General features: G+C 39.9%; 17 protein-coding genes and 1 pseudogene. 10 read left to right on the top strand and 8 right to left on the bottom strand.

Going from position 1 to position 20,871, the window contains the following annotated elements:
• The first annotated feature begins 2 nt into the window (after positions 1 to 2).
• The gene (locus CQA63_RS01200; protein ID WP_104699112.1) at positions 3 to 692 is read left to right on the top strand and encodes an AzlC family ABC transporter permease; all 690 of its coding nucleotides are present in this window, start codon (positions 3 to 5) and stop codon (positions 690 to 692) included.
• Positions 682 to 1,014: a branched-chain amino acid transporter permease gene (locus CQA63_RS01195; RefSeq protein ID WP_104699113.1), complete on the top strand. Its 333-nt coding sequence runs from the start codon at positions 682 to 684 to the stop codon at positions 1,012 to 1,014. Before CQA63_RS01200 ends, CQA63_RS01195 begins: the two co-directional genes overlap by 11 nt.
• A 45-nt stretch (positions 1,015 to 1,059) precedes the next feature.
• On the opposite strand, the gene CQA63_RS01190 is transcribed toward CQA63_RS01195, so the two are convergent.
• A complete protein-coding gene (locus CQA63_RS01190) occupies positions 1,060 to 1,557 on the bottom strand; it encodes a flavodoxin (protein WP_104699114.1) in 498 nt (165 codons plus the stop codon).
• A gap of 396 nt (positions 1,558 to 1,953) precedes the next feature.
• On the opposite strand from CQA63_RS01190, the gene CQA63_RS01180 reads away from it, so the two are divergent.
• A complete protein-coding gene (locus CQA63_RS01180) occupies positions 1,954 to 4,641 on the top strand; it encodes a TonB-dependent receptor (RefSeq protein WP_104699116.1) in 2,688 nt (895 codons plus the stop codon).
• Between the two features lie 36 nt (positions 4,642 to 4,677).
• Positions 4,678 to 5,748, top strand: a complete 1,071-nt coding sequence (locus CQA63_RS01175; protein ID WP_104699117.1) for a cytochrome-c peroxidase — start codon at positions 4,678 to 4,680, stop codon at positions 5,746 to 5,748.
• Here the strand turns inward: CQA63_RS01175 and CQA63_RS10530 are convergent, their stop codons facing one another.
• From CQA63_RS10530 to fur, 3 genes are all read right to left on the bottom strand, one after another.
• Entirely contained in the window at positions 5,749 to 6,576 is an 828-nt protein-coding gene (locus CQA63_RS10530) for a methyl-accepting chemotaxis protein (protein ID WP_267891915.1), read from the bottom strand.
• A 542-nt stretch (positions 6,577 to 7,118) separates the two neighbouring features.
• A complete protein-coding gene (locus CQA63_RS01165; RefSeq protein WP_104699119.1) occupies positions 7,119 to 7,619 on the bottom strand; it encodes a PAS domain-containing protein in 501 nt (166 codons plus the stop codon).
• Positions 7,620 to 8,009: 390 nt separating this feature from the next.
• On the bottom strand, positions 8,010 to 8,477 hold the full coding sequence (fur, locus tag CQA63_RS01155; protein WP_199770666.1) for a ferric iron uptake transcriptional regulator: 468 nt from the start codon (positions 8,475 to 8,477) through the stop codon (positions 8,010 to 8,012).
• A gap of 276 nt (positions 8,478 to 8,753) precedes the next feature.
• Between fur and CQA63_RS10525 the strand changes: the two are divergent.
• From CQA63_RS10525 to CQA63_RS01130, 6 genes and pseudogenes are all read left to right on the top strand, one after another.
• A pseudogene (locus CQA63_RS10525) lies at positions 8,754 to 9,560 on the top strand (methyl-accepting chemotaxis protein); the annotation flags it as partial.
• 120 nt (positions 9,561 to 9,680) lie between these two features.
• Positions 9,681 to 10,127, top strand: a complete 447-nt coding sequence (locus CQA63_RS10520) for a CZB domain-containing protein (RefSeq protein WP_244916253.1) — start codon at positions 9,681 to 9,683, stop codon at positions 10,125 to 10,127.
• 12 nt (positions 10,128 to 10,139) lie between these two features.
• Complete coding sequence (locus tag CQA63_RS01145) at positions 10,140 to 12,146, top strand: transglycosylase domain-containing protein (protein WP_104699122.1); 2,007 nt, start codon at positions 10,140 to 10,142, stop codon at positions 12,144 to 12,146.
• A 65-nt stretch (positions 12,147 to 12,211) separates the two neighbouring features.
• Positions 12,212 to 12,757, top strand: a complete 546-nt coding sequence (locus CQA63_RS01140; RefSeq protein WP_104699123.1) for a DUF507 family protein — start codon at positions 12,212 to 12,214, stop codon at positions 12,755 to 12,757.
• Positions 12,754 to 13,890, top strand: a complete 1,137-nt coding sequence (carA, locus tag CQA63_RS01135) for a glutamine-hydrolyzing carbamoyl-phosphate synthase small subunit (protein WP_104699124.1) — start codon at positions 12,754 to 12,756, stop codon at positions 13,888 to 13,890. The genes CQA63_RS01140 and carA overlap by 4 nt, the downstream gene beginning before the upstream one ends.
• A gap of 91 nt (positions 13,891 to 13,981) precedes the next feature.
• The gene (locus tag CQA63_RS01130; RefSeq protein WP_158655421.1) at positions 13,982 to 17,029 is read left to right on the top strand and encodes a TonB-dependent receptor; all 3,048 of its coding nucleotides are present in this window, start codon (positions 13,982 to 13,984) and stop codon (positions 17,027 to 17,029) included.
• Here the strand turns inward: CQA63_RS01130 and fliR are convergent, their stop codons facing one another.
• The 4 genes from fliR to gatA are packed head-to-tail and all read right to left on the bottom strand — an operon-like array spanning position 17,030 to position 20,830.
• Entirely contained in the window at positions 17,030 to 17,806 is a 777-nt protein-coding gene (fliR, locus tag CQA63_RS01125) for a flagellar biosynthetic protein FliR (protein ID WP_104699126.1), read from the bottom strand.
• A 6-nt stretch (positions 17,807 to 17,812) separates the two neighbouring features.
• Positions 17,813 to 18,022 (bottom strand): exodeoxyribonuclease VII small subunit, encoded by a 210-nt coding sequence (gene xseB / locus CQA63_RS01120; protein ID WP_104699127.1) that lies wholly within the window; start codon positions 18,020 to 18,022, stop codon positions 17,813 to 17,815.
• 9 nt (positions 18,023 to 18,031) lie between these two features.
• On the bottom strand, positions 18,032 to 19,477 hold the full coding sequence (gene guaB / locus CQA63_RS01115) for an IMP dehydrogenase (RefSeq protein WP_104699128.1): 1,446 nt from the start codon (positions 19,475 to 19,477) through the stop codon (positions 18,032 to 18,034).
• Positions 19,478 to 19,486: 9 nt separating this feature from the next.
• A complete protein-coding gene (gene gatA / locus CQA63_RS01110) occupies positions 19,487 to 20,830 on the bottom strand; it encodes an Asp-tRNA(Asn)/Glu-tRNA(Gln) amidotransferase subunit GatA (RefSeq protein ID WP_104699129.1) in 1,344 nt (447 codons plus the stop codon).
• Positions 20,831 to 20,871: the final 41 nt, after the last annotated feature.

The raw sequence follows: 20,871 nt of genomic DNA, 5'->3' as shown, positions 1-20,871 counted from the left end.
TTATGTCCCCCCATATCCTCCCCGCACTCAAAGACGCTTTCCCCCATACTCTCCCCATTATGCTTGGTTATATCTTTATGGGAGCAGTCTTTGGTATCTTGCTTCAAAAGGAGGGCTTTGGGGCGATTTGGGCATTTGCTATGGCAATTATCATTTATGGTGGGACTACGCAGTTTGTGAGTGTGGGGCTTATGGCAAGCGGAGCTGGGGTATGGGAAAGTATGGTGCTTGTTTCTATGATTAATGCACGACAAATTTTTTACTCTATAAGTATGCTTGATAGATTCAAAAAAATGGGTAAAAAGGCATATTATATGATTTACTCTTTGACTGATGAAACCTTAGCCCTTTTAAATCTCAAATCCCCAAAAGAGGGTGTAGATAGGGGGTGGTTTGACTTTTTTATCTCATTATTAAATCAAATATATTGGGTCTTTGGCTGTACGTTTGGCGCGCTGCTTGGGTCAAAGCTTGATTTCAATGCCAAAGGTTTAGACTTTGTGATGAGTGCGATTTTTGTGGTGATTTTTATCGAGCAGTGGAAAAATAGGGCTTTGCGTATCCCCGCCCTTATGGGCATTGCCACAAGCCTTGTGTGTTTATATATTTTTGGCGCTGGGCAATTTTTACTCCCTAGCCTTGTGGGGATTTGTATAATCCTTAGCTTCAAAAGGAGAGCCCTTGAGCCCTAGTGAGCTTCATTCCCTCCTGCTTGTGCTACTTATAGGACTAAATACTTTTCTTAGCAGATATTTGCCATTTCTCATCTTTGCTAAAAGTACGCCTAAGTTTATTACATTTTTGGGTAAAGTGCTGCCAAGTGCAATTATCGCTATGTTGATTGTGTATTGCTTAAGGGGGATAGACTTTAGCCTAAAGCCTTATGGGGCAAACGAAGTTATAGCAGTTTTTATAGTGGTATCTATACATATTATCTTTAAAATTCCGGTGCTAAGTATTGTATGCGGGACTATAAGTTATATGTTTTTAGTGCAAAGTGAGATTTTAATGTAAGCATAAGCGCGCTTGTGCTGCGCTTATGTAAAAGATGAAAGAGGATTAAGCAAAAGAGCCTTTGATTGAATCGACCCATTTTTGGATTCTATCGCTTGTTAAATCATCTTGATTGACTTCATCAATGACTAAGCCAACAAACTTGCCATCTACCACAGCTTCACTATCATCAAATGTATAGCCATCTGTGCTTGTTTGCCCAATGATTTTACCTTGCTTAGATACTTTTTGATAAATCGCAGCAATACCATTGCAAAATGTGTCGCTATATACTTCTTGGTCGCCCACACCTACAAGCGCAATAGTCTTCCCTGCGAATGTAGCATCATCTAAGCCTGAAATGAAGCTATCCCAATCATCTTGTAAATCACCAGAACCATAAGTAGGGGTAGCAAGCACGAGATTACTAAAACCCTTAATATCATCAGCTTTAGCTGAAGCGACATCAAATACTTGGCAATCTCCAAGTTTATCAGCAATCTTTTGTGCTATATCTTGTGTCGTACCGCCATCACTCCCATAAAACAAACCGACTTTTTGCATGAAATGCTCCTTAAGTTTTAATATAAGGGCTAAAGCTTATAGTATAAAAGATAATAAAAAGTAAAACTATCTCACCTATAAAATAAGAATTATTTTTATAATACTTTAAGAACTTCGTGCTAAAATCCCATTTTATAAAGATTTCAATTTTAAGATTTGTTCTATATTAATAAGCATTGGAGGATATAACATGCTAAAGAGTGCTAAACATTCTCATCAATCTCCCCTCACCTCTCTTTCCAATGCGCACAATGTAAGAGCTAAGTTAAGTATTGTAAGCCTTTCTTCCCAAGTGTCACATAAAGAAAATAAGGAAAATATAAAATCACTTGTGCTAAATTACCCCAAACTCACTCAATCAGCCCCTTTAGCAAGAGCGGGCTTCTTTGCTAGTCTTTGCCTCCTTCCCTTAAGCCTCCTAGCAGATACAGAATCTACACTATTAGACACCCCCCCCCGAGAGATAATATAGATAAGAGAGAAGTCAAACTCCCCACTTCAATAGTAAAAGCCACAAGCGATATAGAGACTTATCAAAGTGGGGAGAGCTTGAGTGAGAGTTTCATAAGCTCTAACCCCACAGGCAATGGTGATATTACCTCTATTTTAAGAGTGCTGCCCAATGTGCAATTTGATAATGCTCAAAATAAAAGCACCACTCCGGGTGAAATAGACCCTGCTAATATTAGCATTAGCGGAGGGCTGTTCTACCAAAATAACTTTATGCTCGATGGCTTTAATATGAATAATGACTTAGATCCTGCAGGAACTATGGGGGGTAATCCTGTAGCTGCTACTGCATTGCCGGGGAGAAGTCAAGGATTAAATATCGATACTTCACTTTTAGATTCTATAAGTGTGCAAGATTCTAATATCTCTGCAGCTTATGGGGGATTTACAGGAGGGGTAGTAGAGGCAACTACAAAAAGACCAACCAAAGACTTTGGGGCAAGTATAAGCTATCAAATCACGCAAGGTAATGCCAATTTAGAGAAATTCTCGCTCACTAAGTATCATATCTATGAGGCAAATGACCAAAGCTATAGCAACTTTCTTAATTCCACGAGTTATGGTAGCCAGCCTGAATTTATTAAGCACATTGTCCGTGCTTCATTAGAATCCAAGCTTAATGACAAAAGTGGCGTGATTGCAAGTTTTAGCACAATTCAGAGCTTTATTCCGCTTAATGCATATGCTGCTACACAACGTGTTAGCACATTAGATGATGTGCAAAAAACACAAAAGCGACAAAGCTATAATTTCTTTATCAAAGGCTATTATGACCCTATAGAGAATCTAAGGCTAGAAGCGAGCTACACTTATGCCCCGCAGTATAATGAATACTTTATTGTCAATACCAAAGATTCTGACTTTTACCTCCAAAGTGGCGGACATCAAGCGGGACTTAAGGCATTATGGGAAAATACCTTAGGCTTACTCACTGCACAAACCAACCTAAATTATATGGAAAATTCTCGCAGTGGTTCAGCCCAGCATATGAAAGGTTGGAGAGTATCAGCAGAGAAAAATTGGAGCACCAATACTAATGGCACGCTTACAGAGGGTGGGTATGGTAATGTAGATACCACGCAGTTAAATGTAAATCTTAAACTCAATCAAGATTTTAAAACTTTGAGAATCTTTTCATTTTTAGAAAACAAATTTGCCACAGGACTTGAGTTAGGCTATGTAAATGCAAGCTATGAAAGATTGGGAGATACTATTTTTGGTGGTTCTGCATGGCTCTCTCCGCTTTCAGATGGCAAGAGCTGTATTGATGAGTTTTGCTCCGCTTCTCCTGTGTATTATTCAACCGGCACTTGGGCAAATAACAAAGGACAATTTGCTAATCGTGCCACGCTATATAAGGCAGGGAAGATAGAGGTAGATAACCGCACCCTTGCTCTCTATGCGCAAGATGATATAAATTTCTTTTTAGGGGCATTTGGTGAGATAAATACGCGCTTAGGGCTAAGGTTAGATTATGATACCTATATGGATAAAGCCCCACTAGCTCCAAGATTTTCGCTCAATTACACTGCCCCTTGGAGCTATGGTGAATCTGGCAGAAACTTTAAAAGCACCCTTACCTTTGGGGCAAACCGCTACTATGGGAGAAATCTTTTTGCCTATGCACTTATGGATGGACGCTCCGCCCTCACATATACTGTGCAAAGAACTGACCCCCAAACCTCATGGGATAATGCCACAAAAACACAAAATAAAAATGACACAGACTTTGCTAAACTAAAAGTGCCTTATGCAGATGAGCTTGTAATAGGCATATCCCAGCAAATCTATATGTTTCAAGCAGGAGCAAAATACATTCATCGATTTGGAAGAGACGAGATTAGACGTGCATGTATAAATCCAAGCACAGGAGACATTAGCAGTCTTAATTGCTCTTCTAACACCACCTTGACACAAAATTTGCGCTATGTCTATACTAATGAGGGGCAAAGTGATGGCGATATAGTAAGTTTGAGTGTGCAAAATCATAAATTACTAGAGACTTTTGGGATAGTGCATCATTATTTGCTTGCCTTTGATTGGACGAATGTAAAGCGTAACTATGCTGATTATAGCACTAATCTCACAGACAATGAACTCAACAACCAACTCATAAGTTATAACGGAAAGCTTATTTTCTATGCCGATAGACCAGCAGATAACTACACTCGCCCCTATACTTTAAGGCTTAATACCACACACACCTTTAGCTTAGGGCGCACAAAATGGCTATGGAATAACTTTTTCCGCTATAGGGCAGGATATAAAACAATGGCAAGTGTAACAAGAGCAGCGGATAAAGATAGTTTTGTGATAAATGGTGTGCTTACACAGGTAGATACTTTTAAGACTTATTTTATCAAAGGGGCTTTTACTTGGGATATGAGAGTGGGCTTTGAGGTAGATGTATTTAAGGGCAATACACTTTTTGTGAATGTGGATATTTATAATGTGCTAAATGCACAAAATATTGCCATTGCAAATGCAAGTTATTCAAGTAGTGCGGGCACTACTGCTGTGCCTACATATGAGGTGGGTAGGCAGTTCTGGCTCCAAGTGGGGTATAAGCTTTAAGAAGCTACAATAGCCCAAACTCTCCAAAGGAACACAATGAAGTTTCTGTGCTGCTTGCATTTAAGTATCCTTTACCTATATGCTGTGCCTAAAGATATAGCATATTTGCGCGAGATGTACTCAAAGCCCCCTAGCCAATGGGAAAAGCCCCATCTTAGCCCAAATATAGCACATAAAGAGCTCGCCCCCTTGCCTAAGATCCCTCCTTATCCTAAGGATAATCCCTACTCAAAGCAAAAGGCACAATTAGGCGAAATGCTTTTTGATGACCCGAGACTTTCCCTCTCTAATCAAATTGCCTGTGCTTCTTGCCATGATAAAGAATTTGGCTTTGGCGATGGGAGACGGGTGAGCTATGGGCATAATAGGCGCTTAGGTGTGAGAAACGCCCCAAGTGTAGTGATGTCTGCCTTTGGAGTGGAGAAATTCTGGGATGGGCGGGCAAAGGATTTAGAAGACCAAGCCCTTTTCCCCATAGCTGACCCCAATGAAATGGCTTACACACCAGAATCTGCGGCAAAAAAGATAAGCAAAATCCCCATTTATAAAGAAAAGTTTAAAGAAGCCTTTGGGAGTGAAGAGATTACCCCTACTCGCATAGCTCAAGCCATAGCTACTTATGAACGTTCTCTTATGCCTGCTCCTACACGATTTGATAGATTCCTAAATGGCAAAAAAGATGCACTTAAAGATAAAGAAATTTGGGGTTTGCATTTGTTTCGCACAAAGGGGCGATGTATGAATTGCCACAATGGTGTGGCTTTAAGCGATGATAGTTATCATAATTTAGGACTGCACTTTATTGCGCGCAAATATGAAGATTTGGGGCGATATGAGGTTACTCATAATACAGATGATATAGGCAAGTTTAAGACCCCAAGCCTTAGAGGAGTGTCTAAAACTGCGCCTTATATGCACAATGGGCTTTTTCCGCATTTAAGAGGCGTGCTTAATGCCTATAATGCAGGTATGTTCCGCCCTAAAGCCCCACAAGAATCTAAAGATTCACAAACCTTGCCTTTCCCAGAAACTGACCCGCTTTTAGAACCCTTGCATTTAAGTGATGAAGAGCTTGAAGCCCTAGAAGCCTTTCTTAAAACGCTCTAATTATGCAAGTTTTAGGAGCAGTTTTTCAGAGTTTTGCTCTATATCCTCCACTCTTTTAAGAATTTCCTCGCTCACTTTGGTAGTGATTTCTTTACCAATAAATTCACTCACTCCTAGCGCTCCATTACGCAATTTATGGCTTAGTTTATCAAGCTCATTTTGAGGTATAAATTTATGTATAAGCTCTAAAGTTTCCTTATCTTCAAGCAGCGCAGAAATGGGGTTAATACTATCAAAATCTATATTTTTTGCTTGTGTATTCAGGCAGAGGTAGAGATTAGATTTAAATAAAAGATGATTGAGTTTAGTTGTTGAGAGCACAAGTTGAGTGGAGAGCTGTGTAAATATCTCATTTAATGATATGCTATTTGTCTCCATTTTATCAAATGCCATATTAAAGCCATTAAGCTTATTTTGCACAACAGAGGCAATATCACTTACTTCATTGCCGCCATCTTCTATACTTCCTACTTCTTGCTGCATACTTTGGATAGAAATAGCAATCTCTTGTGTAGCTTTTTGCGTTTTTTCTGCCAGTTTTCTCACTTCATCAGCTACCACCGCAAAGCCCCTGCCATGCTCCCCAGCTCTTGCTGCTTCAATAGCAGCATTAAGCGCTAGGAGGTTAGTTTGCTCTGCTATGTCATTAATCAGTGAAATCACATTTCCTATATCATTAGATTTACTTGCGAGATTTTCAATCGATTGGTTATTAGCCTCTATTAAATTTACAAGTTCGTGGATAGATTGAGTGAGATTACTTACATCAGCGCGACTTTCCTTTGCTATAGCAGAAATATCGCGTATATTTAAATCAACTTTTTTCATATATAGAATGTCTTCATTTAAAGTGAGTGCGATATTTTCAATATTACTATTTTGTTTTTTAAGGCTAAGATTCATAAGCTTTTTAGAGAGGGCATTGGCTAGAGCATCTCTTGCATTCTCCTCCATAGCACTCAAAGCATGATTAATGCCATCAATATTTTGTGAAAATGTCCCATTAAGCCCCGCTGCAATCGCCTTACGATAGAATTTTTCTTCCTTAGAGCATTCTATGGCGCTTTTAACCTCGCGTAAAAACGCCTCCAAATGATCCATAAGGTCATTGATATGCTCACATATTTCTACGACAACCCCCTTGCCCTTAATATGTGTAATGCGCCCCTCAAATCTCCCATTTGCATATTCGCTGCAAGCATATGAGAGTTTGTGCAAAAGGCGCAATTCATTGTTTCTCATAATACATAGGCATATAAAAACCACACATAGCCCCACTATCACCACACTTAGCACGCTTAAATGATTGATATATACATCTAAGCCTAAAGCGAGCACTATAAGCCCAAAAAATACATATGCTAAAGTTCTCATAGCTTGCCCTCCTGCAAGGCAAGTATAAAGTGATTGTAATCCATAGCCTTATCCAAAAGTAGATTCTCTAGCACTTTTTGCCCATCATTGATTGATTGCTTCTCTGCTTCAAGCATGAGGGTATATATTTGTGCGATCTGTTCAATGGCTTTTGTATTGGGCTTTCTACGTACGGAGTAATACCCCACCACTTTATTATTCACATCAAATGAAGGAGTTACATTCGCAAGCACCCAGTAGTGTGCTCCGCTTTTAGATTGATTTTTCACAAAGGCAAACACCTCTTGCCCATTACGAATATATGACCACAGGAGCTTAAAAACCGCTTTTGGCATATCTTTATGACGCACAATATTATGAGGCTTAAGAAATATCTCGCTCTCGCTAAAACCACTATATCTTATAAAATCTTTATTGCAATACACAATATTGCCTTGTAAATCTGTTTTTGAAGTAATTAATGTGCTATCACTTAGCTCCATACCTAAATCAATCATTCCTTCTCCTTATTGTGTTTGAACTCGCCACTTCATCTTAGCAAGAGGGTATCTTAACAGAGTTTGACAAAAGATAGGTAAGCTATATTTGGTATTTTTCTTGTGTGTAGGGCAAAAGGGCTTTGTTTGGGTTACTAGCGATTCTTCGGTTGTATTTTCCCGCTAGAGCTGATAAACTAATGGGGTTGCTGGTAAATCAAATAGCAATTCTTCACTCTCTTGCAGAGGGCAAAGATATGACAATGAGTCCAATCCGCAAGACAAAACTACTTCATAAAGGAAATTTAGTTTGTTATGTTTTTAGGGAGTATGAAGTGGAGATGGAGAATCTCCCTTAGAATCACTAGTCCTTAAGAGAGATTCTTGGGTTTTTAAGCCTTAGGCGTGTCTTTATAGCCCTTGGCATTTGGAGCATTTTACAAAAAGACGCATATCGTGGCTGATTAGCTTTGCGCCAAATTGTTTGGCTATGCCTAGCTGAAGCTGCTCTATCTCATCATCAACAAACTCTGTAATATCTCCGCAGGTTAAGCAAATGATATGGTCATGATGCTCTTTTGCTGCAATTTCATAGCGTCTGCCGCTTTTGTCGGCTTCAAGTGCGGTGATGAAATGCTCCTTTTCAAGGAAGCTTAAGATTCTATACACAGATGAAATACTTGCGTTTTTATCAGTCATTTTGATGATATTTGTAATCTCTTCTGGGCTTAAATGCGTGCCACTTTTATAAAGAACAGCGATAATTTCTTCCCTTTGTTTGGAGTTTTTAAGTCCATTTTTTTTGATAGAAGCTCGCAATCTCTCAATGATAGAATCAAGCGTTTCCAATCGGTGATTGGTATTAATATTTTTACTCATGTGGTCTCCTTGTTTTTGTATGAATGTATAGAATCTTGTGGATTCTTATTTTGCTAAGAATTATAGCAATAAAATGTATAGAAATGTAAATTAAGAAAGATTATTATAATAAAATATCATTGTTGATTTATAGAATGTGAAATTTTTTAACACAATGAGAGCTTTATGTAGCTTTATCCCGCTCAATCTTAAAGGGTATAGATTACTTAAGGCTATAGCAGATTAAGGAAAAAATGGCATAATAGTTAATTCTATATAGCATTAAAGGAGCGTATTATGTTTGGTTCTAGCAAGGCAGTTCATCAGCAGATGATAGAAAAAGATGCTCAAATCGCTCAGCTTAATAAAGAAGTTGAGGCGTATAAAAAACTTACAGGATTTTCTCAAGTAGAAGCCATTGTAGGGCTTAAAAATGGAAGTGTGGTGTATAAAAATAATATCGCAGAGAAACTTGAAAGCCTTAGCACACTGATCCCCCAACTTCATCAAAATACGACTACTGCAAATTGTGCTCGCCACGAGTATAGTGTGAAGTCTATGCGTATAGGAGATGTGGAATATTATTCGATCTTGCCACTCAATACCCTTACTAATAATGCTTCAGGCACGAATCTCTTTGAAGTTTATACAAAAAGCCTCAAAACAGGTGTAACACAAACACAAAGCTCCCTACAAAATGTCCTTACAGAATCAAATGGTGTGGCTGAATATTCTGTCAAAGCAGCAGAATCTGCCCAAGACGGCTTAGGTATGAGTGCAAAAGCTTTAGAGCAGATTGAAGTCTTGTATGAAAAAATGCAAGTTGCTTCAGATTTGGTGAATTCTCTCACACAAAGAAGTAATGAAATTACAAGTGTGATTTCACTGATTGATGACATAGCAGAGCAAACTAACCTCCTAGCGCTTAATGCTGCTATTGAAGCAGCAAGGGCTGGAGAGCATGGCAGAGGCTTTGCAGTGGTAGCCGATGAAGTGAGAAAACTAGCAGAAAAAACGCAAAAAGCTACAAAAGAAATTGCAGTGGTTGTGAAATCCATGCAGCAAGAGGCAAATGACATACAAACAAGCACAGAGGAAACCAATGAGGCTACAGGTAATGTACGTGATGGTGTATTAAAGCTCCATAGCATTGTAAATAACTTAAAAGTAGGGAGTCTTATTACCAAATCAAGCACGCTCAATCTAAGTAATAGAATCTTTTGTGTGTTGGCTAAGCTAGATCATGTGGTGTATAAAAATAATCTCTATTCATATATCTTTGGGCTAAGTGATAGCTTTAATTGTGTGGATCATCATAATTGTCGCTTAGGGAAATGGTATTTTGAGGGCGATGGTAAGGCTACATTTGCTAATACTGAGGGCTATAAGGCACTTGATGCTTTCCATGCGGGCGTGCATACAGAGGCAATTACCCTTGCACAAACTTTTGCTGATGAGAAGCAAAGTTGCCCTAAAAGCTTTATTGATGAGAAGATTCTTGCTATGGAGAAAAACTCTGATGGCGTGATGAAAGCCATTGTGGATATGTATAATGAAAAACGTGATGAAGTGTTGAGTGAAATTAAGCAGCTTGAAAAGGAAATTACCCAAAGTGAGCATGTAAGCGCATATACGCCTAATATAGATAGTCAAAGTGAAATAAAGTCTTAAGGACACAACCTTATGTGGCGAGGCATTAAATATAGCTTCTTTGGGCTTTTTGTTGTTATAGGTGTGCTGGTATGTGCCTATTGCATAAGGCTTTTTTATGAAGTGGAAGTCGAAGTAGATAAAATCAAGAACTATCGCTTTGCCCTTGCCTCACAGATTGTTGATAGAAAAGATAGACTGATTGCTAATGTCTTTACTGATGAAAATTTTAGATTCTATGCGACTTTTGATGAAATCCCCCCGCGCATTATAGAGGCACTCCTTGCGGTAGAAGATACGTTATTTTTTGAGCATATTGGCATTAATCCCGATGCCATATCGCGTGCTATGCTTAAGAATCTCAAAAATATGCGCTATGTTGAGGGCGGGAGCACACTCACCCAGCAGCTTATTAAAAATATCGCCCTAAGCCCAGAGAAAACACTCAAGCGTAAGCTCACAGAAGCAATGCTAGCTATTCATATCGAGCGGCATTTAAGCAAGGAGAGTATTTTAGAGCTTTATTTGAATCGCATTTCATTTGGGCATGGCTATCATGGCATTAAAACAGCGGCATTGGGGTATTTTCATAAGACTTTAGGGGAGCTTACATTAAAAGAAATTTGTATGTTGGTAGGTTTGCCTAAAGCCCCTAGTTTTTATGACCCTACAAAAAATAAAGAATTCTCACTTGCAAGGGCAAATGATATTATTGATAGGCTTTATGATATTGGCTGGATTTCCAAAGAAGAGCAGCAGCTTGCGCTTAATGAAGAGCCCCAAGTTTTTAATCAGACATTAACTCAAAATGTCGCCCCTTATGTGGTTGATGAGGTTTTACGCGAGTTATCACATATTGAAGATCTTAAAACCGGCGGATATTACATAAAGCTAAATATTGACCTTGATTATCAATTTGCAGCCCAAGAGGCACTTGTCTATGGCTATGATGAAATTAACAAACGATTATTGGAGCGCTATCCTAAGGTATATGCCCAGCATGATTTTAATAATGACACACTCAATGGTGCTATGGTAGTTACAGATACTCATAGTGGGGAAATATTAGCTATGGTTGGAGGAGTGGATTATGTGAAAAATAAATTTAATCGTGCCACTCAAGCTAAAAGGCAAATTGGGAGTGCTATAAAGCCCTTTATCTACCAAAGTGCTTTTGATAAAGGTGAATCTCCTGCGACTTTTATCCCCGATGTGCCGCGCAAGTTTGTTACAAAAGGCGCAGCAGAAGCCGCAAGTGATGATACCCAAGAGAGTGAGAGTGAAGAATGGCGCCCTTCAAATTATACGTCTAGGTTTAATGGCTTTATGACACTTAAAGACGCACTGCGCACTTCAAGCAATCTTGCTACGATTAACCTTGTGGATCAAAATATCGGCTTTGCTAAGGTATATAGTGCGCTTAAGAATATGGGTTTTAGTAATCTCCCAGAAAATATGTCCATTGTGCTTGGGAGTTTTGAGCTCTCTCCATTGGAGGCTGCTAGGCAGTATTCGATGTTTTCAAATTATGGCACGATCCTTAAACCCACGCTCATAGCATCTGTGAATAATAAAAATGGAGAGAATGTATATAGCTCTTTAGGGGAATCTCAGCATATCACCACTGCCGCTCAAGCCTTTTTGACTATTGATATTTTGCGTGATGTGGTTAATCGCGGCACAGGCTCAAGGGCGCGTCTTCAGGGCTTAGAAGTAGCGGGTAAAACAGGCACTTCTAATCGCAATATTGATGCGTGGTTTTGCGGATTTACCCCCGATGTACAGGCGATAGTATGGTATGGGCGTGATGATAACACACCTATAGGACCCCATGAATCAGGAGGCATAGTCGCCCCTCCGGCATTTGCCTATTTTTTCTCTAAAGTGCTGACTTTTGATCCGGGTATTGCACGTAAATTTAAGATACCAGAGGGCGTGAAGTCAAAAACACTTGATTATGGGGATTTTTATTATACAGATGATTCACCACTGCCCATTAAAAGACCCGCGGCGAATATCGATGAGGAGCTTTTGTTTTAGAGCTTAAAGGCATTTTTACTTAAAACGCGTTACAATATTGCAAATCCAAGTTTCAAGGATAAAATATGAAGTTAAAAATGCAGCATGCCCCTTATATTGCAAATAAAATTAGTATAGATATAGGTAATTCCCCACAAATTGAGATTTTAGCTCCTATTGAGCAGATTGCCCAAAATGCTCTAGAAGTGCTTGGGGCAAATATTCAAAAGGAGTTGCACATTGATGAAAAAGTGCGTGAAATCCTTGAAGAGCGAAGTGATGAGATTGAAGATTTTGGCATGGATGAGCGGGAGTTATTTAGAATGTGCAAGCGCCAAGTAGCACGAGAGGAGGGATTCTATCTCGCATGGGAGGAACGTTGCAGCGATGTTTCTCATCAGATTCTTAATGCCTTGCAGCCTTTGATACAATTTAACATCTCTGAAACCATTGTGAAAAACATTATTTTTAAAGCCATTAATGAATATTCAAAAATTTATGACAAAGCAGAGGAAGTGGTGATTGAGAAGCTAAAAAGATATAAACGCAAGCTTGTGTATGGCACGGAGGAATATGAGATTGTATTTAGCAAGCTTTATGAGGAAGAATTACGCAAAAGAGGACTTTTATGAATCTTGCAGATGTGTATTTGTATTTTGCCAATGGTTTATACATTAAAGCCAAGAGTTTTGGCGCAAGAGGGACATTCATAGGGGAAGCGGTATTTAATACCTCTATGAGTGGCTACCAAGAGATTATCACAGACCCAAGCTATGCAGGGCAGTTTGTTGTCTTTAGTATGCCTGAAATTGGCATTGTAGGCACAAATGAGCAAGATAGAGAATCGCTTAGGGCTTCTTGTGTGGGCGTGATACTCTCTTCTTATAATGATTTTGTCTCTAATTTTCGCTCCACCCAAAGCTTGGCTAGCTATCTTAGAGGGCATAATATTATGGGGATTTGTAATGTCCATACGCGCGGACTTATCAAAATGCTTACCACACAAGGCTCCATGATGATGATTGCCTCAAATGATATTTCAAGCCAAGAGGCATTACGTGAGGCATTAGAGAGTGCTCCTAGTATAAATGAGCTTAACTTTATGCAGCAAGTCTCTACCAAAAAGCCCTATACTCATGCACAAGCTGTATTTGACTTTGCTCAATTTGATTATGCTAAACCTCCTAAAGCCCAAGCTAAGGTAGTAGCCATTGATTTTGGTATTAAAACCAATATCCTTAATGAGCTCTGTGCTGTGGGCTTAGAAGTGGAGGTTGTGGGGCATGATTTTAGCGCAGCAGATATTCTTAAAGCCTTTGAGAGCGGGGAGATTGCGGGTGTATTTCTCTCAAATGGACCCGGAGATCCGCTTATGCTAGAGCGTGAAATTGCAGAGATACAAAAGCTTATTACCTCAAATATCCCTATTTTTGGCATTTGTTTAGGGCATCAGCTGCTCTCCATTGCGCATGGCTATCCTACTTATAAGCTCAAGTTTGGACATCATGGGGGCAATCACCCTATTAAGAATCTCCAAAGTGGAGCAGTGGAAATTACCGCGCAAAATCACAACTATTGCGTGAGTGAATCTATCGCAGAGATAGCTACTATCACTCATCGCAATTTATTTGATGGCACCATTGAGGGCGTGAAGTATAAGAATAAGCCTATTTTTTCTGTCCAACATCACCCAGAAGCCAGCCCGGGACCAAAAGAGGCAAGAGCGCTCTTTGAAGAGTTTGCTAGACTTTGCATAAAATCCTAGTTGTATAAAATGATAATAGTTTTTATTTTATCTTAAGTTCTCATACACTAATATCACGCCATTTTTATATGTTTCATAAATGGAGGGGTGTATGAAGTTTTATAGCCATAAGGGGCAAATCAATGGAGCAAAGATTGAATCTAAACAAGAAACTATAAGAGAAAATCCAAGCAAAAAAGTAAAAGAGAATACAAAAGAGGGGATCAATAAGGAGTGGAGAAGTGGGTGCTATGCTTTGCTTTTTATTTCTTTTCTCTCTCCCCTTTCTCTCACTTTTTCTCTCAGGGGGGGGGGGGTATTACTCGCTCAAAGCTTAGAATCCCAAAATCTTCCTACAGAATCTTTGCAAGAAAGTCAAAATCTTCAAACACCTCACAAAGACCAAGCCCAAAGGAGTGTCAAACTCTCCACCTCCATTGTGAGTGCTACCAATGATATAGAGACTTTCCAAAGTGGCGCTACACTCAATGCTCAAATCTTAGAATCTAATCCCACCGGTAATGGCGATATTACCTCTATTTTAAGAATCTTACCCAATGTGCAATATGACACACAGCAGCTAAAAAGCGCTACCCCGGGTGAAATAGACCCAGCTAAAATTAGCATAAGCGGGGGATTGCATTATCAAAACAACTTCCAAATTGATGGCTTTAATATGAATAATGATATTAATCCAGCAGGCAGTGCGAGTGTGTATGGGGGAAGTGGGCAGGGCAGAAGTCAGGGGTTAAATATCGATACAAGCCTTTTAGAATCTATTGTCGTGCAAGATTCTAATATTTCTGCGGCTTTTGGGGGATTTACAGGAGGGGTAGTGGAGGCAACTACAAGGCGACCCACTAAAACTTTAGGGGCAAATATTAGCTATCAAGTTACACAAGGCAATGCCGACCCTAAAGCCTTTTCACTCACTAAATATCATATTTATGAAGCCACTAGCCAAAGTTTGCAAAATTTTCTTAACTCAAGTAGTGAATCAAACCAGCCGCAGTTTATCAAACATCTCTTTCGCTCAAGTGTGGAATCTAAGCCCAATGACAAAAGCGGAGTGATTGCTAGCTTTACAAGCACGCAGAGCATTATCCCTATTCGCCAACATCTTGTAACTAACCATTCAAGACCTAGCCCCCTAGACCCAAGCAACTATAGCACCGCAAACCAAAACCAAAAACGTGAAAGTTATAATTTTTTTATTAAAGGCTATTATGACCCAAGCGAGAGTGTGCGATTAGAGCTAAGCTATACTTATGCTCCACAATCTGATATTCGCTTCATTGTAGGCACACAAGATAATTATTATAACTTCAAATCTGGCGGGCATAATTTGGGGTTAAAAAGCATTTGGGAGAATGCTTTAGGCACGCTTACACATACTTTGAGTTATTCGTTTTTAGAAAATTCCACCATTTCGATGGGTTGGAGCGATTTTAAAGATTGGTATATTTCAGAGACTAAAAATTGGAGTAATTGGGTGGGCTTAGCTAGAGAGGGTGGGTATGCACCATATGATAGCTCCCAGCATACATTGAGTGATAAAATTATTTTTGATTTTAAGCCTTTAGAGTTAGATAATATAGAGCATAGATTCCAAATAGGCTTAGAGCTAGGCTATCAATATGTGCAAAATAGCAACCCTAGGGATTATTATCTCTCCCCCACCAGTGCCTCTACCTTTATGACACAAAGCCAACAATCTCAATGTCTTCAAACAGATATGGCTTGGTGTGATACAGGTAAGGTATATGATGTTCGCAGTAATAACATTACTGACACCACTAATGTAGATAGCTCTCACAAAACAAGTGCGGGCTATTATATTTGGAATTATGGGCAGTATTTTAGAAACACGCTTTATTATAAGCAAGGCAAGGTGAGTTTAGATAATTACTTATTCTCAGCATTCTTAGAAGATAGCCTTAACTTTACTTTAGGGAATCTTGGAGGCTTGCATATAAGGGCTGGAGCGAGATTGGATAGTGATACGTATATGGATAAACTCACTGCTGCCCCTAGATTTGCATTGCAATATAGCGCTCCTTGGAATGGAGGCTTTTTAGGGGAATACTTAGCAAGTAGCATAAGTGCGGGGGTAAATCGTTACTATGGGAGAAATATCTTTGCCTATGCTTTAGCTGAAGGTATGACTGCCTTGCGTTATGATATTCGTCGCAACACTCCTGCTAAAACTTGGCAAGAAGTACTCGCAGAGGGTAAAATATGTACTACTACTGGTAGTGGCACAGATTACAATAACTGCTATCTTCCTACAGCTAATGGGACGGATTTCACGCAACTTAAAGTACCTTATGCAGATGAGCTGATGATAGGCTTTGCACAAAGAATCTTTGATTTGAAACTTGCTATGAAATATATTTATCGTAAAGGGAGAGATGAGATAAGACAGGCTTGTTTCAATACTGCAACAGGACAATTAACAACCTCATGCCCAAGCACTGCCCAACCAAATGGAACGACTTATCGCACTTATACAAACGAAGGACAATCTACCAGCAATATCATCACCCTTACGCTTGATAATATCACCCCGCTCACATTTGCCAACACAAAACACCACATCTTACTTGCCTTTGATTGGACAAATGTAAAACGTAACTACACAGATTATAGCGATACACTCACTAATCAAGAATTAGCCAACCAGTGGATTTCTTGGAATGGAATGCTTGTAAGATATGCTGATAAACCAGCGGAGAATTTTAATCGCCCCTATACCTTAAGGCTAAATACCACGCACACTTTTAATCTATGGCGCACAAAGGGGCTTTTTAATAATTTCTTTCGATACAGAAGCCCTTATAAGGCTATGGCAAGTATCCCTGCAAGCTATGGAGGGCTAGCTAATCGTGCCCAACCCGATAAGGATAGTAATGGAAATTATATAGATACCTTTAAGCCATTTGATATAAGAGGGGCTTTTACTTGGGATATGCGCATAGGCTTTGAAATAGATATTTTTAAGGGTAATACACTCTATACAAATATTGATATTTACAATGTGCTAGATAGTGAGAATCTTGCCATTGCAAGTGCGAGCTATTCCATGATGGCAGGATTAAGTGCTACACCTGTATATGAAGTGGGGCGGCAATTTTGGCTCCAAGTGGGGTATAAGTTTTAACTACTGCCCTAAAAAGAGCTTACCCACGGCAAAAAACGCATTTTTTAGCTCATTTTTGAATGTATAAATAATCGTAGAAATCGTAAAAATCAGCACAACAAAGGCAATGCCAATTTTGAGAGGGAAGCCTATAGCTAAGAGATTGAATTGTGGGTGTGTTTTCATAATCATGCCAAAAATCACATCAGAGAGGAGGATAATGGCTAAAACAGGGAAAGCCATAGAGAAACCCACAAGGAATATATTCCCAAATGCTTTGATGAAATATGCCACACTTTTTGGTTCAAATATGAATCCTCCTAGTGGCGTGGCATTGAGGCTATGGGAGATGATAAGAAAGATAGTGTGATGAAAGTCAAGGCTTAGGGCAATAAGCAAGCCTATAAGGGCGATAAGCTGGGCGATAATGGGCTTTTGCGCACCACTTATTGGGTCATACGCACTTGCCATAGTAAGCCCCATAGTGAAGCTTATAAGCTCTCCGCCAAAGCTAAGCATAGCAAAAACAATCTGCAAGCAAATAGAAGCCAAAAAGCCTAGCATAACCTCAAATAAAGCGATGATAATAAACTCCACCATACTTATATCAGGGAGCTGCGTATGCACAAGGGGGAAAAACGCCACACTCATAAAAAACACCATAGCCCCACGGACATTGACGCTCACAAGTTGATTATCAAAAAATGGAAAAAAGGCAAACACCCCGCTAAAGCGCGCTATTAAAAGCAAGAATACAGCGACATTATTAGGCTGGGTAATGTAAGCTACAAGCTCCATAAATGTCTAATCTTTAAACTCTTGATAGTGCAATTTAGCATGTTCTAGTATTTCTTGTGCTTGTTTTAAGCTCTGCATACCATTCTCATAAAGCAAAAGCGACTCTTTAAGTGAAATCTCTTGAGAATTAAGCTTGGCTAATACATCTTTTGCCTTTTGAATGAGGGTTTCAAACTCCTCTTGGGGTATTTGCTCTCTTTGATTTGTCTCTTCCATAAGTAATCCTTAGCCGTGATAGTTGGGTGCTTCTTTGGTAATATCTACATCATGCACATGAGATTCTCTTAATCCTGCGGAGGTAATTTCTACAAATTCCGCCCTCTCCCATAAGGTTGTAATATCCTTGCTGCCTAAATAGCCCATTGATGACTTAAGCCCACCAATAAGCTGATGAACGACATCGCCTACTTTACCCCTATAGGGTACTCTCCCCTCTACGCCCTCTGGTACGAGCTTATCTTGTGCCGTGCCCTCTTGGAAATACCTATCTGCGCTTCCTCTACTCATCGCACCCATACTTCCCATACCGCGATAACTTTTGTATTGTCTGCCTTGATAGATGATTAAATCACCCGGCGACTCTTCAGTACCTGCAAGGAGGCTACCTATCATCACACTTGAAGCTCCCACAGCTAGGGCTTTAGCTATATCACCTGAATATTTTATGCCTCCATCGGCAATAATGGGGATATTATGCGTTTTAGCAATTTGAGCACATGTGTCAATGGCTGAAATCTGGGGCATACCCACGCCCGCTACAATGCGCGTGGTGCAGATACTTCCCGGACCTATGCCTACCTTTATCGCATCTGCGCCTGCGTTGATTAAATCTCGTGTAGCTTGTGGGGTTACGACATTGCCCACGATAACATCAATAGCAAGCTTGGATTTGATTTTCTCTAAGGTTTTAATCACATTAATAGAATGCCCATGTGCGCAATCAAGCACAAGCACATCTGCCCCCGCTTCAGTGAGGGCTTCAGCCCTCTCAAACTGCTTCACACCAATAGCCCCGCCTACTTTCAGGCGACCAAAGCTATCTTTGCAAGAGTTAGGATATTCTATCCGCTTTTGAATATCCTTAATCGTAATAAGCCCTTTGAGTGTGTAGTTTTCATCAACAATAGGCAGCTTTTCGATTCTGTGTTGGTGCATAATCTCCTTTGCCTCTTCTAAAGTCGTGCCTACTTTGGCAGTGATGAGCGAATCTTTTGTCATCAAATCCCCTACAAGCTTATTGAGATTATGCTCAAAGCGTACATCGCGGTTTGTGAGAATGCCTATGAGTTTGCCATATTCATCTACCACCGGCACACCAGAGATTTTATAATTATCCGTGATAGCTTTAGCATCAGCAAGCGTGCTATCTGCGCGTATATAGATAGGATCAACAATCACACCGCTCTCACTTTTTTTAACGCGTTTGATTTGCTCTACTTGTGAGGCTATATCCATATTTTTATGGATAATCCCAATGCCTCCTAATCTTGCCATAGCAATGGCGGTTTGATACTCTGTAACCGTGTCCATAGCCGCACTTACAAGGGGGATATTAAGGGTAATATTCTTACTTAGCATCGTTTGGGTATTGACTTCTTGGGGGAGGATTTCAGAATATGTAGGCACGAGCAAGACATCTTCAAAAGTAAGGGCTTTATGTATGATTTTCATAGTATTCCTTTAGAGTGCGAGTTCTTTTTCTAAGCCATAGGCGGCATTGAGAATATTTTGCTCCTTGAATTTTGCACCAATAAGTTGCATACCTATGCTTAGTCCATTTGCGTCTTTGGCTACAGGCATGGAGAGTGCAGGGAGTCCTGCGAGATTTACTCCAATGGTATATATATCACTAAGATACATCTCTAGCGGAGAGTGCATAGCACCAAACTTAGGGGCGACATCTGGGGCAATAGGGAGCAAGATAATGTCACATTCATTAAAGATTTCTTCATATTGAGCACAAATCTTTTTCCTCACTTGTTGGGCTTTGAGATAGTAGGCATCATAATATCCACTGCTTAGCACAAAGCTCCCTAACAAGATACGACGTTTGACTTCATCGCCAAAATATGTGCTGCGCGTATTGTAGTAGAGGTCTTTGAGGCTATCCCCCTTAGCCCTTGAGCCATAGCGCACGCCATCAAATCGTGCGAGGTTGGAGCTAGCCTCCGCAGTACAGATGATATAATACGTAGAAATGTGATAGCTTAAATCAAGCATATCTTTTTCTATAATGCTATGCCCCATAGATTCTAAGGTTTTGATAGTTTGATGATATGCCTCTTGGATTTTAGGCGAGGCGTCTTTAAGGAAGTTTTTAAAAATAGCAATTTTATAACGTGCATTAGAATCTAAATCTTTAAAGGTATTGAGGCTTGGGAGATTCGCACTTGTAGAATCACGCTCATCATAGCCACTTATGGCATCAAGCAAAAGCGCGGCATCTTCTACATTTTGGGTAATTGGTCCTATTTGGTCTAGACTTGAGCTATAGGCAATTAAGCCATAGCGACTAACCCTCCCATAGCTAGGCTTTAGCCCCACACACCCGCAAAATCCAGCAGGCTGCCGTATGGAGCCGCCTGTATCACTCCCTAGTGAAGCAATAGCAAGTCCCGCTGCTACAGCCGCTGCGCTTCCTCCACTGCTCCCGCCGGGTACTCTTGAGGTATCAAGGGGGTTTTTTACTCTGCCATAGCAGCTTGATTCACTTGTGCTGCCCATGGCAAACTCATCCATATTTGCCCGCCCAAAGGCACACATTTTATTTTCATGCAATCGCGTGATAACATGCGCATTATAAGGAGAAATGTAGCCTTTGAGAATCTTGCTCGCACATGTGATTTCCCAACCCTTGACATTAATATTATCTTTAATCAAAATAGGCACGCCACCCGCACTTGCTTGTATCTCGCCAATATAGGCGTTTAGCTCGATATTATCTTTTACCTTTGCAATAATTTGGGCTTTGATTTCTTTGAGTTCTTCTTCACTTTTATTTAGCGCGCTTTTGAGTGTTATCATGCTTGCTCCTTGTGCTTGGGATTATAGAGTAATCTTGCTTA

This window comes from Helicobacter marmotae, from assembly GCF_003364255.1.
GTDB lineage: Bacteria > Campylobacterota > Campylobacteria > Campylobacterales > Helicobacteraceae > Helicobacter_C > Helicobacter_C marmotae.
This window is presented reverse-complemented; position numbering and strand designations above follow the sequence as displayed.